The following is a 17,154-nucleotide window of genomic DNA, read 5'->3' on the forward strand; positions in this document are numbered from 1 at the left end:
CTACAGGACCGGCCCCGGTCGTCCGCCTTCCGTGGGGGACGGCCGCCGCCCCACATCTCCGACGCCGGCACGCACTGCTCACCACCGCACAGCAGCAATAACGTGTCGCGACGCTCGTGTACACCCGCGCAAGGCACCCGACAGGAGAGGCGATCATGACCTTCAGGTTCCTGGGCATCATCCCGAACACTTTGACCGACGAGTCTCCGACGATCTGGTTGCATGAGGAGACCGGAGATCTCCTCATTCAGTCGTACAAGGCGACTGAGAGGGAAGTGAGGGAGTGCCAGGAGGTCGGCTCTATCCCCGGCCACTCCACGGACGTTCCCGCTCACGAGGCGATCATCCGGCTTCCGGCGGCCATGCTTCGATACATCCCCCGACCCGACGACAGCAAGGGAGAGGCGGCAGGTGCGAGCACCAGCGCGTGAAGCCATGGCGAAAGCCCAACGCTCCGCCGTGCACCTTGAGTTGCGCGACAGCTACATGCTCGATGACCCCGGCTTCATCAGGTGGCGAGAAGGCAAGCGGCTCGATCCCGGCGACCGGTCGTCGTGGTGGGGCGGTTGGCACGATGCCGTCCGGGAAGCCGTGGCGCGCGGGGTAGTCGTCCGGCGTGCCCGCATCGTTTCCGAGCCGATCAGCGACTACGTGAGGTACGAGTTCGACGGGACGTTCACCAACCTCGCCGCCGGTGAACTTGTCCGCTGGCTGCCCAGGCGGCAGACCACGGACATCGGCCTGCCCGGGACGGACTTCTGGGTCTTCGACGGCGCGCTGGCACTGTTCCATCACTTCACCGGAGAAGGACAGTTGGACGAGGACGGACGGGAATACACAGAGGACCCGAAGCGGGTGAAGTTGTGCACCGACGCCTTCGAGGCAGTGTGGCAACGAGCGATCCCGCACGAGGCTTACCGTCCCCGCTGATCCGTCGGAACCATGGCTTCCTCACCGTCTTCGAGTGCCCAGCGGGCCCGGCAAGGGCTGGCCAATCGACTTGCTGAGATCTGTCGGGACGCTGGGTTGACAGGGCGTGAACTGGCCCACCTCTGTGGCTGGTCCGCCGCCAAGTCGTCACGGATCATCAATGCCCGTACACCGCCGTCCGCCGACGATATCCGGGCATGGTGCCGTGCCTGCGGGGCAGAGGATCAGATCGACGACCTCATCGCGTCGCTGCGATCGGTCGACGACATGTGGGTCGGTTGGCGACGTCTGGAACGTGCCGGGCTCAGGCAAGCCCAGGAAGCACGGCTGCCGTTGTACGAACGCACGCGCCGATTCCGGTCCTATTCATCGTGGATGGTTCCGGGGCTGATCCAGACATACGGCTACACGGAAGCGGTACTGCGAGCAGTGCAGCGAAGGCGAGTCGCGATGGATGACGTGACCGAAGCGGTGGAAGCCCGCATGGCGCGACAGCGCTTGCTGTACGAGAGTGATCGGCTCTTCGCGTTCTTGGTCGAGGAGCCGGCGCTGCGGAACGGGATCGGCGGATCAGAAGTTCTCATGGGACAGCTTCGTCACCTGCTGACGGTCGGCACACTTCCCCATGTGAGTCTGGGTGTTGTGCCCATGCGGCCGAACCGGTCTCGTATGCCCGTCGAGGGCTTCTGGATCTTCGACACAGCGCAGGTGAACATCGAGTTGGTCTCGGGTTTTCTTACGCTCACGCAGCCCACCGAGGTGACCGCATATGCCGAGACCTTCGCCGAACTGGCCGCTATGGCGGTCCACGGTTCCAAGGCTCGTGCGCTGATCACGACGGCGATGGACTCGCTCGGGTGATCGCTGTGCGACTACGGGTCCGGTCCGGGTCCGGCCGGTGAGAAGCCGGCCACGTCAGGTCCCCGGCGAGGGGGCGGCGGGCGTGCGGGCCGGTGTGTCAGTCGTGGGTGGGGTCGTCCGTGGTGGTCGTCGTGAGGTGTTCGGTCAGGGTGTTCACGTCCTGGAAGGTCAGGCCGAGTACGGCCACGTGCCGCCAGCGCACGGTGCCGTCCGTGTCGAGGATGAACACCGAGCGGCGCAGGCCGAGTCCGGGGACGGCGACGCCGAACGCGCGGGCCACCGTCCGGTCGGTGTCGGCGAGCAGCGGGAAGCTCAGCGCGTGGCGGCGGGCGAACGTCTCGTGACTGTCGAGCCCTTGGGGGCTGATCCCCCACACCGTGGCGTCCACGGCCTTGAAGCGTTCGAACTCCGAGGTGTAGGAGCACAGTTGCTTGGTGCAGACCGGGGTGTTGTCGCCGGGGTAGAAGACCAGGACCAGCGGGCCGCTCCGGGGGGCGGTAAGGGAGTAGTCGCCGCGCCGGGCCTCACCGTCGGTGCCGACGACCACGCCGGGCACGGTGAAGTCGGGGGCACGCGTGCCGACATCGGGGACCTTGGACACGGGCGTCTCCTTCGCACTTCCCGGCCGGTGGGGCAGGTCCGGCCCAGCCTACCGGCGGCCCCCCGCCATTACCTCGGCGGTCATCGACCGGGCGTACGGCGGCCGGGCATCGTAGGCGCATCGGAACCCCCCGAACCTTCCAGGAGGAAGCGATGTCCGTGAACTACCAGGCCGCCGTCGAGGGCTACTTCACCGCGTGGAACGCGTCCGGCGAGGCACTCGCGAAGGCCGTGGCCGACGCGTGGACCGAGGAGGGCACCTACACCGACCCGCTGTCCGACGTGCGGGGCCACGAGGAGATCGCCGGCCTCATCGAGGCCGTGCACCAGCAGTTCCCCGGCTTCCGGTTCCGCCCGCTGGGCACGGTGGACGGGCACCACCGCACCGCGCGGTTCGGCTGGGAGCTGGTGTCCCCGGACGGCGCCGCGCCCGTCGCCGGGTTCGACGTGATCAGCATCGCGGAGGACGGCCGCATCGAGGGCGTCAGCGGGTTCCTGGACCGGGTCCCGGCGGGGGCGTAGTCCGGGTGTGGTCCGGCCGGTGGCCTCCCCGCCGCGAGGCAGCGGGGAGGCGCGGGCCGGTCAGAACCAGTCGGGCGGGGTGTCGAGCGCGGTCCGGTCGAGACTGGCCAGCAACGTCAACTGCGGCTCGGTCTTGGGCAGTTCGTGCCGGTAGAAGTACCGGGCGGCCTGCCGTTTGCCGTCGTGGAAGGCGCCGGTGCGGCCCTCGGCCGCCAGGAACTGCTCCAGCCATATCCAGGCGACCACGATGTGCCCGACCGCCTCCAGGTAGATCGAGGCGTTGGCCAGCGCGGTTTCCGCGTCGCCGCCGGCCCACAGGGTGCCGGTCACCTCGGCCACCCGGGCCATGGCGGCGTCCAACCGGGCCGCCATCGCGGCGGGTTCGCCGCCCAGTCCGGCCGCGCGGGCGGTCGTCGCGGCGACGGTCCCGGCCAGCAGCCGCAGCCCCGCGCCGTCGTCCATGATGACCTTGCGGCCCAGCAGGTCGAGCCCGTGGATGCCGTGGGTGCCCTCGTGGATGGGGTTGAGGCGGTTGTCGCGGTAGAACTGCTCGACGTCGTACTCGCGCGTGTAGCCGTAGCCGCCGTGCACCTGGATGGCCAGGCTGTTGGCCTCCAGGCACCACTGCGAGGGCCAGCTCTTCGCGATCGGCGTGAGCACGTCCAGCAGCAGCTTCGCCCGCGCCCGGTCCTCGGGCACGGGCGCCGTCCGTTCCTCGTCCAGCAGCTTCCCGCAGTACAGGATCAGGGCGAGGGCGCCCTCGACGTACGACTTCTGCGCCAGCAGCATCCGCCGGACGTCGGCGTGCTCGATGATCGGCACCTGCGGCGCGGTCGCGTCCCTGGCGGTCGGCGGACGGCCCTGCGGCCGGGTCCTGGCGTAGTCCAGGGCGTGCAGATATCCCGTGTAGCCCAGGGCGGTGGCGCCCAGGCCGACGCCGACGCGGGCCTCGTTCATCATGTGGAACATGGCGGCCAGCCCCCGGTGCCGCTCCCCGACGAGGAAGCCGACCGCGCCGGGCGCGCCCGCCGGACGGAACGCGCCCTCCCCGAAGTTGAGCATGGTGTTGGTCGTGCCCCGGTACCCCATCTTGTGGTTGAGGCCGGCGAGCACCACGTCGTTCCGCTCGCCGGGCGAACCGTCCGCGCCGACCAGGAACTTGGGCACGACGAACAGCGACAGTCCCTTGACCCCGGGCGGTCCGCCGGGGATCCGGGCCAGCACCAGATGGATGATGTTCTCCGACAGTTCGTGATCACCGGCCGAGATCCACATCTTGTTCCCGAACAGCCGGTACGCCTCCGGTCCGCCGTCCGGGTCCGGTTCCGCCCGGGTGCGCACATCGGCCAGCGACGACCCCGCCTGCGGCTCCGACAGGCACATGGTGCCGGTGAATCGGCCCTCGACCATCGGCCGCACGTAGGTGTCGATCTGCTCGCGGGTGCCGTGCGCCAGCAGCAGATTGGCGTTGGCGATGGTGAGGAACGGGTAGGCCGACGTGCCCACGTTCGCCGCCTGGAACCACGCGAAGCAGGCGCTGGTGACGACCGAGGGCAACTGGAGCCCGCCGACCTCCGCGTCCATGCCGCCGCCGATGAGCCCGGCCTCGCCGAAGACGCGCAGGGCTTCCTTCACCTCGGGGATGATGTGCACCCGCTCGCCGTCGAAGCGCGGCTCCTGCGCGTCGTTCTTCTTGTTGTGCGGGGCGAAGTGCCGGGTGGCGATCGTCTCGCTCAGGTCCAGCACCGCGTCGAACGTCTCGCGCCCGTGCTCGGCGAACCGGGGCCGCCCGGTCAGCGACTCGACGTCGAGCCACTCGTACAGCAGGAAGTCCAGGTCGCGCCGGGAGAGCAGCAGGGAGGGCGGCGAGGACGGCGAGGACGGCGAGGAGGGAGCCATGGCGCGCGTCCCGCTCAGACCGTGGTGCCCAGGCCGCCGTCCACGGGGATGACCGCGCCCGTCACATAGGCGCCCGCGCGGCTGGCGAGGTAGACGGCGACGCCCGCCATGTCGTCGGGCCGCCCGATGCGCTGCAACGGCGCCGCCGCCGCGATCTCGTCGCCGAACGCGTCCAGCGTCGCGGCCATCATCTTCGACTCGAACGGGCCGGGCGCGATCGCGTTCACCGTGACGCCCTGCGGGCCCAGCTCCTTGGCCAGCACCCGCGTCAGGTGGTGCAGGCCCGCCTTGCTGGCCGCGTAGGAGTAGGCGGGCAGCGGGCTGACGTGCAGGCCGTCGATGGAGCCGACGTTGATGATCCGCGCCGGGTCCTCCAGCGACCCGGCCGCCCGCAGGCGCGGCAGCAGCGCCTGGGTCAGCAGGAACGGGCTGCGCAGGTTGAGGTCCATCACCTTGTCCCAGCCGCTGACCGGGAAGGTGTCCAGCGGCGCGCCCCAGGTGGCGCCCGCGTTGTTGACCAGGATGTGCAGTGCCTCCTCCCGGCCGCCGATCTCCTCGGCGAGCCGGTACACCTCCTCCTCGCGGGAGAGGTCGGCGGGCAGGGCGACGGCCTCGCCGGACTTGGACAGCTCGCGCACGGCCTCGTCGCACGCCTCCGCCTTGCGGGAGCTGACGTAGACCTTGGCCCCGGCCTCGACCAGGCCGCGCGCGATCATCAGGCCGATGCCACGGGAGCCGCCGGTGACCAGGGCGGTCTTGCCGGCGACGGAGAAGAGCGAGCTCACGACAGGCTCCCTTGCCTGGAGGGGGTGTGTTCCGGAGTGAGGCTAACCATTATTTGAGCATCGCTCAATAGTGGGTGGCGGTTCTCACGGCCGGGTACCGGATCCGGACAAAGTGCGGGGGCCGTGGTCCGGAGCGGGGAGCGGGCGCCGATAATCCGGACGGGTACGCGCAACCAGGGCAGGGAGTGCGATGGCGACCTCAGTGATACCCGGGCCGGCGGGCATGCCGGTCCTCGGATCGATGTTCGACCTGCGGCGCGCGCCGCTGGACACCTTTCTGCGGGCCCGGCGCGAGCACGGCGACGTGGTGCGCTTCACCGCCGGGCCGCCGGGACTGCGCACGGCGCTGTACGCGGTCTTCTCCGCCGACGGGGCGCAGCGGATCCTGGCGGGGGAATCGGCCAACTTCCGCAAGGACAACATCTTCTACGAGGAGCTGCGGCAGACCTTCGGCAACGGGCTCCTCACCAGTCAGGACGACACCTACCGGCGGCAACGCCGCCTGCTGCAACCGCTGTTCACCCCGCGCCGCGTCGAGGGCTATGCCGAGGCCATCACCGCCGAGGTGGGTGCCGTCGCCGACCGGTGGCGTCAGGTGCCCGGCACGGTGCGCGATGTGGCCCACGACATGCGGGAGTTCGCGCTGCGCACCGTGGCCCGCATCCTCTTCGGCTCGGACGCCGACGCCGAGGCGGCCGTCCCGGTCGTGGAGCGCGACCTGCCGGTTCTCAGCGACTACGTCACGCGCCGCGGCTTCTCACCGCTCAACGTGCCCCGGAGCTGGCCGACCGCCGCCAACCGCCGCGCGGCGGCGGCCCGCGCGGAGCTGTACGCCATCTGCGACTCCGTGATCGCCCGGCGCCGCGCGGCCCGTTCGGCCGGCGCGGTCGCGCCGGAGGCCGCCGGGGACGACCTGCTCACGCTCCTCACCCGCGCCGAGGGCACCGGGGCCGACTCGTTCGACGCCGACGAGGTCCGCGACCAGATCCTGATCCTCATGCTCGCCGGGCACGAGACCACCGCCGTCTCCCTCACCTTCACGCTGCACCTGCTCGGCCTCCACCTGGAGGAGCAGGCCCTCGCCCGCGCCGAGGTCGAGAGGGTGCTGGGCGACCGGACCCCGACCGCCGCCGACGCCGAGAAGCTGGTCCGCGTGACACGGGTGCTGAAGGAGGCCATGCGCCTGTACCCGGCCGCCACCGCCATCGGCCGCCGGGTCGTCGCCGACGCCGAGTTCGGCGGCCATCTCGTCCCGGCGGGCTCCGACATCGTGGTCGCCCCGTGGGTGACGCACCGGCATCCGGCCTACTGGGGCGACGACCCCGAACGCTTCGACTCCGACCGGTTCCTCCCCGAGGCGGAGGCGTCCCGCCCCCGGTACGCCTGGTTCCCCTTCGGCGGCGGCCCGCGTGCCTGCGTCGGGCAGCACCTCTCCCTGCTGGAGTCGGTGCTCGCCCTGGCCGTGGTGCTCCGCGAGTTCGAGATCACGTCCCTGGACGAGACGGTCCCGGTGACGTCCGGCGTCACCCTGCGCGCGGAAGGCCCGGTACGCTGCCGCGTCACCCCCATCCCGGGCCGCCAACACGCGTGACGCCCCCGGGCCCGGGGGGCGCTGTCAGGGGAGCAGCGTGTATGACCGCCGCCGGGCCGCCGGGGCCGTGCTCAGGCCGCCGGGGCGGCGGCGACGCAGAAGACATTGCCCTCGGGGTCGGCCATCACGATGTGGTGGCCGTCGAACTCCTCGACCACGCGCCCGCCCGCCCTGACCAGGCGGTCCGCCTCCGCCCTGATCCGCTGCCACCGCTCCCCCGGCGTGCCGTGGCCGGGGACGCGGATGTCGATGTGCAGCCGGTTCTTCGCCGTCCTGGGCTCGGGGACTTTGAGGATGGACAGCCGGGGGCCGGCGCCGTCCGGGTCGCAGAGCCAGGCGCCGTCGTCGGCGGAGTCGTCCTCCGGCGGGTCGAACGACGCGAGCCACTCCTCACGGGTGGTGAACGGGGCGGGCGGTGGCTCGTCCACATACCCGAGGGCCGTCTTCCAGAACGCGGCGAGGACCGAGGCGTCCGCGCAGTCGAGGGTGAGATCGATTCGTGCTGCCATGCCCGGACCGTACCGGTCACCTCTGACACCGGGCCGCGCGGCGCCGCGCGGCCCGGTGTCAGAGGTGACCGGTACGGTCCGGGCATGGCAGCACGAATCGATCTCACCCTCGACTGCGCGGACGCCTCGGTCCTCGCCGCGTTCTGGAAGACGGCCCTCGGGTATGTGGACGAGCCACCGCCCGCCCCGTTCACCACCCGTGAGGAGTGGCTCGCGTCGTTCGACCCGCCGGAGGACGACTCCGCCGACGACGGCGCCTGGCTCTGCGACCCGGACGGCGCCGGCCCCCGGCTGTCCATCCTCAAAGTCCCCGAGCCCAGGACGGCGAAGAACCGGCTGCACATCGACATCCGCGTCCCCGGCCACGGCACGCCGGGGGAGCGGTGGCAGCGGATCAGGGCGGAGGCGGACCGCCTGGTCAGGGCGGGCGGGCGCGTGGTCGAGGAGTTCGACGGCCACCACATCGTGATGGCCGACCCCGAGGGCAATGTCTTCTGCGTCGCCGCCGCCCCGGCGGCCTGAGCACGGCCCCGGCGGCCCGGCGGCGGTCATACACGCTGCTCCCCTGACAGCGCCCCCCGGGCCCGGGGGCGTCACGCGTGTTGGCGGCCCGGGATGGGGGTGACGCGGCAGCGTACCGGGCCTTCCGCGCGCAGGGTGACGCCGGACGTCACCGGGACCGTCTCGTCCAGGGACGTGATCTCGAACTCGCGGAGCACCACGGCCAGGGCGAGCACCGACTCCAGCAGGGAGAGGTGCTGCCCGACGCAGGCACGCGGGCCGCCGCCGAAGGGGAACCAGGCGTACCGGGGGCGGGACGCCTCCGCCTCGGGGAGGAACCGGTCGGAGTCGAAGCGTTCGGGGTCGTCGCCCCAGTAGGCCGGATGCCGGTGCGTCACCCACGGGGCGACCACGATGTCGGAGCCCGCCGGGACGAGATGGCCGCCGAACTCGGCGTCGGCGACGACCCGGCGGCCGATGGCGGTGGCGGCCGGGTACAGGCGCATGGCCTCCTTCAGCACCCGTGTCACGCGGACCAGCTTCTCGGCGTCGGCGGCGGTCGGGGTCCGGTCGCCCAGCACCCTCTCGACCTCGGCGCGGGCGAGGGCCTGCTCCTCCAGGTGGAGGCCGAGCAGGTGCAGCGTGAAGGTGAGGGAGACGGCGGTGGTCTCGTGCCCGGCGAGCATGAGGATCAGGATCTGGTCGCGGACCTCGTCGGCGTCGAACGAGTCGGCCCCGGTGCCCTCGGCGCGGGTGAGGAGCGTGAGCAGGTCGTCCCCGGCGGCCTCCGGCGCGACCGCGCCGGCCGAACGGGCCGCGCGGCGCCGGGCGATCACGGAGTCGCAGATGGCGTACAGCTCCGCGCGGGCCGCCGCCGCGCGGCGGTTGGCGGCGGTCGGCCAGCTCCGGGGCACGTTGAGCGGTGAGAAGCCGCGGCGCGTGACGTAGTCGCTGAGAACCGGCAGGTCGCGCTCCACGACCGGGACGGCCGCCTCGGCGTCGGCGTCCGAGCCGAAGAGGATGCGGGCCACGGTGCGCAGCGCGAACTCCCGCATGTCGTGGGCCACATCGCGCACCGTGCCGGGCACCTGACGCCACCGGTCGGCGACGGCACCCACCTCGGCGGTGATGGCCTCGGCATAGCCCTCGACGCGGCGCGGGGTGAACAGCGGTTGCAGCAGGCGGCGTTGCCGCCGGTAGGTGTCGTCCTGACTGGTGAGGAGCCCGTTGCCGAAGGTCTGCCGCAGCTCCTCGTAGAAGATGTTGTCCTTGCGGAAGTTGGCCGATTCCCCCGCCAGGATCCGCTGCGCCCCGTCGGCGGAGAAGACCGCGTACAGCGCCGTGCGCAGTCCCGGCGGCCCGGCGGTGAAGCGCACCACGTCGCCGTGCTCGCGCCGGGCCCGCAGAAAGGTGTCCAGCGGCGCGCGCCGCAGGTCGAACATCGATCCGAGGACCGGCATGCCCGCCGGCCCGGGTATCACTGAGGTCGCCATCGCACTCCCTGCCCTGGTTGCGCGTACCCGTCCGGATTATCGGCGCCCGCTCCCCGCTCCGGACCACGGCCCCCGCACTTTGTCCGGATCCGGTACCCGGCCGTGAGAACCGCCACCCACTATTGAGCGATGCTCAAATAATGGTTAGCCTCACTCCGGAACACACCCCCTCCAGGCAAGGGAGCCTGTCGTGAGCTCGCTCTTCTCCGTCGCCGGCAAGACCGCCCTGGTCACCGGCGGCTCCCGTGGCATCGGCCTGATGATCGCGCGCGGCCTGGTCGAGGCCGGGGCCAAGGTCTACGTCAGCTCCCGCAAGGCGGAGGCGTGCGACGAGGCCGTGCGCGAGCTGTCCAAGTCCGGCGAGGCCGTCGCCCTGCCCGCCGACCTCTCCCGCGAGGAGGAGGTGTACCGGCTCGCCGAGGAGATCGGCGGCCGGGAGGAGGCACTGCACATCCTGGTCAACAACGCGGGCGCCACCTGGGGCGCGCCGCTGGACACCTTCCCGGTCAGCGGCTGGGACAAGGTGATGGACCTCAACCTGCGCAGCCCGTTCCTGCTGACCCAGGCGCTGCTGCCGCGCCTGCGGGCGGCCGGGTCGCTGGAGGACCCGGCGCGGATCATCAACGTCGGCTCCATCGACGGCCTGCACGTCAGCCCGCTGCCCGCCTACTCCTACGCGGCCAGCAAGGCGGGCCTGCACCACCTGACGCGGGTGCTGGCCAAGGAGCTGGGCCCGCAGGGCGTCACGGTGAACGCGATCGCGCCCGGCCCGTTCGAGTCGAAGATGATGGCCGCGACGCTGGACGCGTTCGGCGACGAGATCGCGGCGGCGGCGCCGTTGCAGCGCATCGGGCGGCCCGACGACATGGCGGGCGTCGCCGTCTACCTCGCCAGCCGCGCGGGCGCCTATGTGACGGGCGCGGTCATCCCCGTGGACGGCGGCCTGGGCACCACGGTCTGAGCGGGACGCGCGCCATGGCTCCCTCCTCGCCGTCCTCGCCGTCCTCGCCGCCCTCCCTGCTGCTCTCCCGGCGCGACCTGGACTTCCTGCTGTACGAGTGGCTCGACGTCGAGTCGCTGACCGGGCGGCCCCGGTTCGCCGAGCACGGGCGCGAGACGTTCGACGCGGTGCTGGACCTGAGCGAGACGATCGCCACCCGGCACTTCGCCCCGCACAACAAGAAGAACGACGCGCAGGAGCCGCGCTTCGACGGCGAGCGGGTGCACATCATCCCCGAGGTGAAGGAAGCCCTGCGCGTCTTCGGCGAGGCCGGGCTCATCGGCGGCGGCATGGACGCGGAGGTCGGCGGGCTCCAGTTGCCCTCGGTCGTCACCAGCGCCTGCTTCGCGTGGTTCCAGGCGGCGAACGTGGGCACGTCGGCCTACCCGTTCCTCACCATCGCCAACGCCAATCTGCTGCTGGCGCACGGCACCCGCGAGCAGATCGACACCTACGTGCGGCCGATGGTCGAGGGCCGATTCACCGGCACCATGTGCCTGTCGGAGCCGCAGGCGGGGTCGTCGCTGGCCGATGTGCGCACCCGGGCGGAACCGGACCCGGACGGCGGACCGGAGGCGTACCGGCTGTTCGGGAACAAGATGTGGATCTCGGCCGGTGATCACGAACTGTCGGAGAACATCATCCATCTGGTGCTGGCCCGGATCCCCGGCGGACCGCCCGGGGTCAAGGGACTGTCGCTGTTCGTCGTGCCCAAGTTCCTGGTCGGCGCGGACGGTTCGCCCGGCGAGCGGAACGACGTGGTGCTCGCCGGCCTCAACCACAAGATGGGGTACCGGGGCACGACCAACACCATGCTCAACTTCGGGGAGGGCGCGTTCCGTCCGGCGGGCGCGCCCGGCGCGGTCGGCTTCCTCGTCGGGGAGCGGCACCGGGGGCTGGCCGCCATGTTCCACATGATGAACGAGGCCCGCGTCGGCGTCGGCCTGGGCGCCACCGCCCTGGGCTACACGGGATATCTGCACGCCCTGGACTACGCCAGGACCCGGCCGCAGGGCCGTCCGCCGACCGCCAGGGACGCGACCGCGCCGCAGGTGCCGATCATCGAGCACGCCGACGTCCGGCGGATGCTGCTGGCGCAGAAGTCGTACGTCGAGGGCGCCCTCGCCCTGATCCTGTACTGCGGGAAGCTGCTGGACGAGGAACGGACGGCGCCCGTGCCCGAGGACCGGGCGCGGGCGAAGCTGCTGCTGGACGTGCTCACGCCGATCGCGAAGAGCTGGCCCTCGCAGTGGTGCCTGGAGGCCAACAGCCTGGCCATCCAGGTGCACGGCGGCTACGGCTACACGCGCGAGTACGACGTCGAGCAGTTCTACCGCGACAACCGCCTCAACCCCATCCACGAGGGCACCCACGGCATCCACGGGCTCGACCTGCTGGGCCGCAAGGTCATCATGGACGACGGCGCGGGGCTGCGGCTGCTGGCCGGGACCGTCGCCGCGACGACCGCCCGCGCGGCCGGACTGGGCGGCGAACCCGCCGCGATGGCGGCCCGGTTGGACGCCGCCATGGCCCGGGTGGCCGAGGTGACCGGCACCCTGTGGGCCGGCGGCGACGCGGAAACCGCGCTGGCCAACGCCTCGATCTACCTGGAGGCGGTCGGGCACATCGTGGTCGCCTGGATATGGCTGGAGCAGTTCCTGGCGGCCGAGGGCCGCACCGGCGCCTTCCACGACGGCAAACGGCAGGCCGCCCGGTACTTCTACCGGCACGAACTGCCCAAGACCGAGCCGCAGTTGACGTTGCTGGCCAGTCTCGACCGGACCGCGCTCGACACCCCGCCCGACTGGTTCTGACCGGCCCGCGCCTCCCCGCTGCCTCGCGGCGGGGAGGCCACCGGCCGGACCACACCCGGACTACGCCCCCGCCGGGACCCGGTCCAGGAACCCGCTGACGCCCTCGATGCGGCCGTCCTCCGCGATGCTGATCACGTCGAACCCGGCGACGGGCGCGGCGCCGTCCGGGGACACCAGCTCCCAGCCGAACCGCGCGGTGCGGTGGTGCCCGTCCACCGTGCCCAGCGGGCGGAACCGGAAGCCGGGGAACTGCTGGTGCACGGCCTCGATGAGGCCGGCGATCTCCTCGTGGCCCCGCACGTCGGACAGCGGGTCGGTGTAGGTGCCCTCCTCGGTCCACGCGTCGGCCACGGCCTTCGCGAGTGCCTCGCCGGACGCGTTCCACGCGGTGAAGTAGCCCTCGACGGCGGCCTGGTAGTTCACGGACATCGCTTCCTCCTGGAAGGTTCGGGGGGTTCCGATGCGCCTACGATGCCCGGCCGCCGTACGCCCGGTCGATGACCGCCGAGGTAATGGCGGGGGGCCGCCGGTAGGCTGGGCCGGACCTGCCCCACCGGCCGGGAAGTGCGAAGGAGACGCCCGTGTCCAAGGTCCCCGATGTCGGCACGCGTGCCCCCGACTTCACCGTGCCCGGCGTGGTCGTCGGCACCGACGGTGAGGCCCGGCGCGGCGACTACTCCCTTACCGCCCCCCGGAGCGGCCCGCTGGTCCTGGTCTTCTACCCCGGCGACAACACCCCGGTCTGCACCAAGCAACTGTGCTCCTACACCTCGGAGTTCGAACGCTTCAAGGCCGTGGACGCCACGGTGTGGGGGATCAGCCCCCAAGGGCTCGACAGTCACGAGACGTTCGCCCGCCGCCACGCGCTGAGCTTCCCGCTGCTCGCCGACACCGACCGGACGGTGGCCCGCGCGTTCGGCGTCGCCGTCCCCGGACTCGGCCTGCGCCGCTCGGTGTTCATCCTCGACACGGACGGCACCGTGCGCTGGCGGCACGTGGCCGTACTCGGCCTGACCTTCCAGGACGTGAACACCCTGACCGAACACCTCACGACGACCACCACGGACGACCCCACCCACGACTGACACACCGGCCCGCACGCCCGCCGCCCCCTCGCCGGGGACCTGACGTGGCCGGCTTCTCACCGGCCGGACCCGGACCGGACCCGTAGTCGCACAGCGATCACCCGAGCGAGTCCATCGCCGTCGTGATCAGCGCACGAGCCTTGGAACCGTGGACCGCCATAGCGGCCAGTTCGGCGAAGGTCTCGGCATATGCGGTCACCTCGGTGGGCTGCGTGAGCGTAAGAAAACCCGAGACCAACTCGATGTTCACCTGCGCTGTGTCGAAGATCCAGAAGCCCTCGACGGGCATACGAGACCGGTTCGGCCGCATGGGCACAACACCCAGACTCACATGGGGAAGTGTGCCGACCGTCAGCAGGTGACGAAGCTGTCCCATGAGAACTTCTGATCCGCCGATCCCGTTCCGCAGCGCCGGCTCCTCGACCAAGAACGCGAAGAGCCGATCACTCTCGTACAGCAAGCGCTGTCGCGCCATGCGGGCTTCCACCGCTTCGGTCACGTCATCCATCGCGACTCGCCTTCGCTGCACTGCTCGCAGTACCGCTTCCGTGTAGCCGTATGTCTGGATCAGCCCCGGAACCATCCACGATGAATAGGACCGGAATCGGCGCGTGCGTTCGTACAACGGCAGCCGTGCTTCCTGGGCTTGCCTGAGCCCGGCACGTTCCAGACGTCGCCAACCGACCCACATGTCGTCGACCGATCGCAGCGACGCGATGAGGTCGTCGATCTGATCCTCTGCCCCGCAGGCACGGCACCATGCCCGGATATCGTCGGCGGACGGCGGTGTACGGGCATTGATGATCCGTGACGACTTGGCGGCGGACCAGCCACAGAGGTGGGCCAGTTCACGCCCTGTCAACCCAGCGTCCCGACAGATCTCAGCAAGTCGATTGGCCAGCCCTTGCCGGGCCCGCTGGGCACTCGAAGACGGTGAGGAAGCCATGGTTCCGACGGATCAGCGGGGACGGTAAGCCTCGTGCGGGATCGCTCGTTGCCACACTGCCTCGAAGGCGTCGGTGCACAACTTCACCCGCTTCGGGTCCTCTGTGTATTCCCGTCCGTCCTCGTCCAACTGTCCTTCTCCGGTGAAGTGATGGAACAGTGCCAGCGCGCCGTCGAAGACCCAGAAGTCCGTCCCGGGCAGGCCGATGTCCGTGGTCTGCCGCCTGGGCAGCCAGCGGACAAGTTCACCGGCGGCGAGGTTGGTGAACGTCCCGTCGAACTCGTACCTCACGTAGTCGCTGATCGGCTCGGAAACGATGCGGGCACGCCGGACGACTACCCCGCGCGCCACGGCTTCCCGGACGGCATCGTGCCAACCGCCCCACCACGACGACCGGTCGCCGGGATCGAGCCGCTTGCCTTCTCGCCACCTGATGAAGCCGGGGTCATCGAGCATGTAGCTGTCGCGCAACTCAAGGTGCACGGCGGAGCGTTGGGCTTTCGCCATGGCTTCACGCGCTGGTGCTCGCACCTGCCGCCTCTCCCTTGCTGTCGTCGGGTCGGGGGATGTATCGAAGCATGGCCGCCGGAAGCCGGATGATCGCCTCGTGAGCGGGAACGTCCGTGGAGTGGCCGGGGATAGAGCCGACCTCCTGGCACTCCCTCACTTCCCTCTCAGTCGCCTTGTACGACTGAATGAGGAGATCTCCGGTCTCCTCATGCAACCAGATCGTCGGAGACTCGTCGGTCAAAGTGTTCGGGATGATGCCCAGGAACCTGAAGGTCATGATCGCCTCTCCTGTCGGGTGCCTTGCGCGGGTGTACACGAGCGTCGCGACACGTTATTGCTGCTGTGCGGTGGTGAGCAGTGCGTGCCGGCGTCGGAGATGTGGGGCGGCGGCCGTCCCCCACGGAAGGCGGACGACCGGGGCCGGTCCTGTAGTGGTGCGGCCCGTGGGGCTCAGACCGTCCAGCAGTCGGCCGGGTCGTCCAGCCAGGCTCGCTGTCCCTCGGCGGTGACGGTGAGGCCGAAGCGTGTGTGATCGGGCTTGCCACGGGCGTCCCACCATCGGTAGGCGGTCTCCACCTCATCCCACAAGCGCCGGGGGCCCGACTGCCAGACCCGTGCTTCGCCACGCTCATCGCTGAACATCACGCATGCCCAGGATCGGTCACCGAGCCCGTAGAACCACACCGGGCGAACCCCGTCTCGCTTGTCGGCCACAGCCTGGACGCAGTCCCGCACACGGAGCCCCAGAGCAAAGGGGAGGGCGGTGTACCTCCCGGTGAGGAATTCTGCTTCCGTGATGTCCGTGGTGGACGTGTCGGCCCGGGCCATGGCCTTCTCCGGGACGTATGCGTCGTGGACCGGTAGCGACACCCGCTGAGCGCGCAGTTTCATGAACTCCACGGGACGTGTGAAGTGTCCCGAAGCCTCTCCGACCCCGACGACCAGCCGGGCGACGGCATCCGCGTTGCTGTAGTGGGTGCCCCACGGAGCGACGATCAGGCCGCCGCGCCGGGTCTGTTCGATCCAGGCCGGCGGAATCTCCCGGACTCCCACAGTGGCCAGAATCCGGTCATAAGGTGCCTTGGCGGCGTGGCCCTCGAACCCGTCGCCCGCGACCACCTCCGGATACAGCCCGGCCGCGTGGAGCCGTTCGTGGGCCCGCCGTGACAGGAAATGGTCCACCTCAATCGTGGTCACCCGGTCGTGTCCGCACCGGTGGAACAAAGCTCCGGCGGTCTCGCCGGTGCCGGTGCCGACATCGAGCACGCGCATCCCCTGGTCCACGTCCAAGGTCCGAAGCATGGCGTACACGACGGAGGGCATGGAGGAGGAACTGGTCGATACCCTCCCCGGCGCGGTACCGGAATGCTCGCCTTCATCCCATTGCGTCACGATGGGGACGTTGGTGTCTGCGGCGGCGTACCACGCGTTCGGGTCGTCCGCCCGGTCCACGACGACGCTCTTACGCGTGTCCATGTCGAACGGCCACATCTGGTCAGGCAGGAAGGCCGCCCGGTCCACAGCCGCGAAGGTCGGCGTCCAGTCCGACGTCATCGATCCTGTCTCCAGGAGGACACGCCCCAGCTCCTTTCGGCCGGGGCGGTCCATCTGTACGGAGCCGGGCTTCACTTGCGGTGCGTCCCGTTGCCGGGCGGGGTCTCCCCGTCCGGGGAAGGCGGCTCCTGCGGCGGTGTCCAAGGGGTGCCCGGGTAACCGTCGTCCCCGTCCTGTTCCCCTCCGCCGTGTCCTCCGTCCGCAGCGGTGATGATCCGGGCATTGCGCATGTCGTGCCCTCCTCGCTCATGACTGTCCATCGGTGACGCGGGAACCGGCCCCGGCCGCTCGACCTGTCCGGGGTTCCACCACCGGGCCGGTCGGCATCATCGGGTCGCGGACATGCGTGCCGAGCATCTGTCCCGCGTACCAACCGTTCCTTGCCGCCGCCTCGGGGCGGAGGAGCGCCCGTCGGGGCGCTTCCGGCCTCCGTGGTGACGACACTAGCGACGGCGGAGTCGCAACTCCGAGCAGATTGCACACGGTTGCAGTGGAATCACCTGAGCGAGCCCCTCGCGAGTTCGGTGGTCATGCGGGTGCGCCTTTCTGAAGGG

Annotated in this window: 19 protein-coding genes; 9 read left to right on the forward strand and 10 right to left on the reverse strand. The window is 70.7% G+C overall.

Annotated elements, in window-relative coordinates:
* Positions 1-155 precede the first annotated feature (155 nt).
* The 3 genes from BN2279_RS00725 to BN2279_RS00735 are packed head-to-tail and all read left to right on the forward strand — an operon-like array spanning position 156 to position 1,791.
* Entirely contained in the window at positions 156-431 is a 276-nt protein-coding gene (locus tag BN2279_RS00725; RefSeq protein WP_059005720.1) for a hypothetical protein, read from the forward strand.
* A complete protein-coding gene (locus BN2279_RS00730; protein WP_407702169.1) occupies positions 412-930 on the forward strand; it encodes a DUF6879 family protein in 519 nt (172 codons plus the stop codon). The genes BN2279_RS00725 and BN2279_RS00730 overlap by 20 nt, the downstream gene beginning before the upstream one ends.
* Positions 931-942: 12 nt before the next feature.
* Complete coding sequence (locus tag BN2279_RS00735) at positions 943-1,791, forward strand: helix-turn-helix domain-containing protein (protein ID WP_059005722.1); 849 nt, start codon at positions 943-945, stop codon at positions 1,789-1,791.
* 97 nt (positions 1,792-1,888) lie between these two features.
* On the opposite strand, the gene BN2279_RS00740 is transcribed toward BN2279_RS00735, so the two are convergent.
* Positions 1,889-2,392: a peroxiredoxin gene (locus BN2279_RS00740; protein ID WP_059005723.1), complete on the reverse strand. Its 504-nt coding sequence runs from the start codon at positions 2,390-2,392 to the stop codon at positions 1,889-1,891.
* A 152-nt stretch (positions 2,393-2,544) separates the two neighbouring features.
* Between BN2279_RS00740 and BN2279_RS00745 the strand changes: the two genes are divergently transcribed.
* Entirely contained in the window at positions 2,545-2,913 is a 369-nt protein-coding gene (locus BN2279_RS00745; protein WP_059005724.1) for a nuclear transport factor 2 family protein, read from the forward strand.
* Positions 2,914-2,973: 60 nt separating this feature from the next.
* On the opposite strand, the gene BN2279_RS00750 is transcribed toward BN2279_RS00745, so the two are convergent.
* Together BN2279_RS00750 and BN2279_RS00755 are read right to left on the reverse strand one after the other, a co-directional pair.
* Positions 2,974-4,812 (reverse strand): acyl-CoA dehydrogenase, encoded by a 1,839-nt coding sequence (locus tag BN2279_RS00750; RefSeq protein WP_059005725.1) that lies wholly within the window; start codon positions 4,810-4,812, stop codon positions 2,974-2,976.
* Positions 4,813-4,826: 14 nt separating this feature from the next.
* Positions 4,827-5,597, reverse strand: coding sequence for an SDR family oxidoreductase (locus BN2279_RS00755; RefSeq protein WP_059005726.1), 771 nt, complete (start codon positions 5,595-5,597; stop codon positions 4,827-4,829).
* 190 nt (positions 5,598-5,787) lie between these two features.
* Here BN2279_RS00755 and BN2279_RS00760 point away from each other — a divergent pair, with 190 nt between their 5' ends.
* Entirely contained in the window at positions 5,788-7,188 is a 1,401-nt protein-coding gene (locus tag BN2279_RS00760) for a cytochrome P450 (protein ID WP_059005727.1), read from the forward strand.
* Positions 7,189-7,259: 71 nt separating this feature from the next.
* Here the strand turns inward: BN2279_RS00760 and BN2279_RS00765 are convergent, their stop codons facing one another.
* The gene (locus BN2279_RS00765; protein ID WP_059005728.1) at positions 7,260-7,697 is read right to left on the reverse strand and encodes a VOC family protein; all 438 of its coding nucleotides are present in this window, start codon (positions 7,695-7,697) and stop codon (positions 7,260-7,262) included.
* Positions 7,698-7,781: 84 nt separating this feature from the next.
* On the opposite strand from BN2279_RS00765, the gene BN2279_RS00770 reads away from it, so the two are divergent.
* Positions 7,782-8,219: a VOC family protein gene (locus tag BN2279_RS00770; protein ID WP_059005728.1), complete on the forward strand. Its 438-nt coding sequence runs from the start codon at positions 7,782-7,784 to the stop codon at positions 8,217-8,219.
* 71 nt (positions 8,220-8,290) lie between these two features.
* Here BN2279_RS00770 and BN2279_RS00775 read toward each other — a convergent pair whose 3' ends face one another.
* Positions 8,291-9,691: a cytochrome P450 gene (locus BN2279_RS00775; RefSeq protein ID WP_059005727.1), complete on the reverse strand. Its 1,401-nt coding sequence runs from the start codon at positions 9,689-9,691 to the stop codon at positions 8,291-8,293.
* A gap of 190 nt (positions 9,692-9,881) precedes the next feature.
* Here BN2279_RS00775 and BN2279_RS00780 point away from each other — a divergent pair, with 190 nt between their 5' ends.
* Both BN2279_RS00780 and BN2279_RS00785 read left to right on the forward strand, forming a co-directional pair.
* Positions 9,882-10,652 (forward strand): SDR family oxidoreductase, encoded by a 771-nt coding sequence (locus BN2279_RS00780; protein WP_059005726.1) that lies wholly within the window; start codon positions 9,882-9,884, stop codon positions 10,650-10,652.
* Positions 10,653-10,666: 14 nt separating this feature from the next.
* Positions 10,667-12,505, forward strand: coding sequence for an acyl-CoA dehydrogenase (locus BN2279_RS00785; RefSeq protein ID WP_059005725.1), 1,839 nt, complete (start codon positions 10,667-10,669; stop codon positions 12,503-12,505).
* A 60-nt stretch (positions 12,506-12,565) separates the two neighbouring features.
* Here the strand turns inward: BN2279_RS00785 and BN2279_RS00790 are convergent, their stop codons facing one another.
* Entirely contained in the window at positions 12,566-12,934 is a 369-nt protein-coding gene (locus tag BN2279_RS00790; RefSeq protein ID WP_059005724.1) for a nuclear transport factor 2 family protein, read from the reverse strand.
* Positions 12,935-13,086: 152 nt separating this feature from the next.
* Between BN2279_RS00790 and BN2279_RS00795 the strand changes: the two genes are divergently transcribed.
* On the forward strand, positions 13,087-13,590 hold the full coding sequence (locus BN2279_RS00795) for a peroxiredoxin (protein ID WP_059005723.1): 504 nt from the start codon (positions 13,087-13,089) through the stop codon (positions 13,588-13,590).
* Positions 13,591-13,687: 97 nt separating this feature from the next.
* On the opposite strand, the gene BN2279_RS00800 is transcribed toward BN2279_RS00795, so the two are convergent.
* The 4 genes from BN2279_RS00800 to BN2279_RS00815 form a co-directional block, all read right to left on the reverse strand.
* Entirely contained in the window at positions 13,688-14,536 is an 849-nt protein-coding gene (locus BN2279_RS00800) for a helix-turn-helix domain-containing protein (protein ID WP_059005722.1), read from the reverse strand.
* A gap of 12 nt (positions 14,537-14,548) precedes the next feature.
* Positions 14,549-15,067 carry a DUF6879 family protein gene (locus BN2279_RS00805; RefSeq protein WP_407702169.1) on the reverse strand — a complete coding sequence of 173 codons (519 nt, stop codon included), beginning with the start codon at positions 15,065-15,067 and terminating at the stop codon, positions 14,549-14,551.
* Complete coding sequence (locus BN2279_RS00810) at positions 15,048-15,323, reverse strand: hypothetical protein (RefSeq protein ID WP_059005720.1); 276 nt, start codon at positions 15,321-15,323, stop codon at positions 15,048-15,050. The genes BN2279_RS00805 and BN2279_RS00810 overlap by 20 nt, the downstream gene beginning before the upstream one ends.
* Before the next feature lie 173 nt (positions 15,324-15,496).
* On the reverse strand, positions 15,497-16,600 hold the full coding sequence (locus BN2279_RS00815) for a protein-L-isoaspartate O-methyltransferase family protein (RefSeq protein WP_234347238.1): 1,104 nt from the start codon (positions 16,598-16,600) through the stop codon (positions 15,497-15,499).
* Positions 16,601-17,154 lie beyond the last annotated feature (554 nt).

Source organism: Streptomyces specialis (genome assembly GCF_001493375.1).
In the GTDB taxonomy this organism is placed as follows: domain Bacteria; phylum Actinomycetota; class Actinomycetes; order Streptomycetales; family Streptomycetaceae; genus Streptomyces; species Streptomyces specialis.

What these genes read in the sequence shown, in the direction of transcription:
- BN2279_RS00800 (WP_059005722.1), bottom strand. Translation starts at nt 14,536, where the DNA reads ATGGCTTCCTCACCGTCTTCGAGTGCCCAGCGGGCCCGGCAAGGGCTG.
- BN2279_RS00725 (WP_059005720.1), top strand. Translation starts at nt 156, where the DNA reads ATGACCTTCAGGTTCCTGGGCATCATCCCGAACACTTTGACCGACGAG.
- BN2279_RS00760 (WP_059005727.1), top strand. Translation starts at nt 5,788, where the DNA reads ATGGCGACCTCAGTGATACCCGGGCCGGCGGGCATGCCGGTCCTCGGA.
- BN2279_RS00785 (WP_059005725.1), top strand. Translation starts at nt 10,667, where the DNA reads ATGGCTCCCTCCTCGCCGTCCTCGCCGTCCTCGCCGCCCTCCCTGCTG.
- BN2279_RS00815 (WP_234347238.1), bottom strand. Translation starts at nt 16,600, where the DNA reads ATGACGTCGGACTGGACGCCGACCTTCGCGGCTGTGGACCGGGCGGCC.
- BN2279_RS00810 (WP_059005720.1), bottom strand. Translation starts at nt 15,323, where the DNA reads ATGACCTTCAGGTTCCTGGGCATCATCCCGAACACTTTGACCGACGAG.
- BN2279_RS00735 (WP_059005722.1), top strand. Translation starts at nt 943, where the DNA reads ATGGCTTCCTCACCGTCTTCGAGTGCCCAGCGGGCCCGGCAAGGGCTG.
- BN2279_RS00775 (WP_059005727.1), bottom strand. Translation starts at nt 9,691, where the DNA reads ATGGCGACCTCAGTGATACCCGGGCCGGCGGGCATGCCGGTCCTCGGA.
- BN2279_RS00765 (WP_059005728.1), bottom strand. Translation starts at nt 7,697, where the DNA reads ATGGCAGCACGAATCGATCTCACCCTCGACTGCGCGGACGCCTCGGTC.
- BN2279_RS00770 (WP_059005728.1), top strand. Translation starts at nt 7,782, where the DNA reads ATGGCAGCACGAATCGATCTCACCCTCGACTGCGCGGACGCCTCGGTC.
- BN2279_RS00745 (WP_059005724.1), top strand. Translation starts at nt 2,545, where the DNA reads ATGTCCGTGAACTACCAGGCCGCCGTCGAGGGCTACTTCACCGCGTGG.
- BN2279_RS00750 (WP_059005725.1), bottom strand. Translation starts at nt 4,812, where the DNA reads ATGGCTCCCTCCTCGCCGTCCTCGCCGTCCTCGCCGCCCTCCCTGCTG.
- BN2279_RS00790 (WP_059005724.1), bottom strand. Translation starts at nt 12,934, where the DNA reads ATGTCCGTGAACTACCAGGCCGCCGTCGAGGGCTACTTCACCGCGTGG.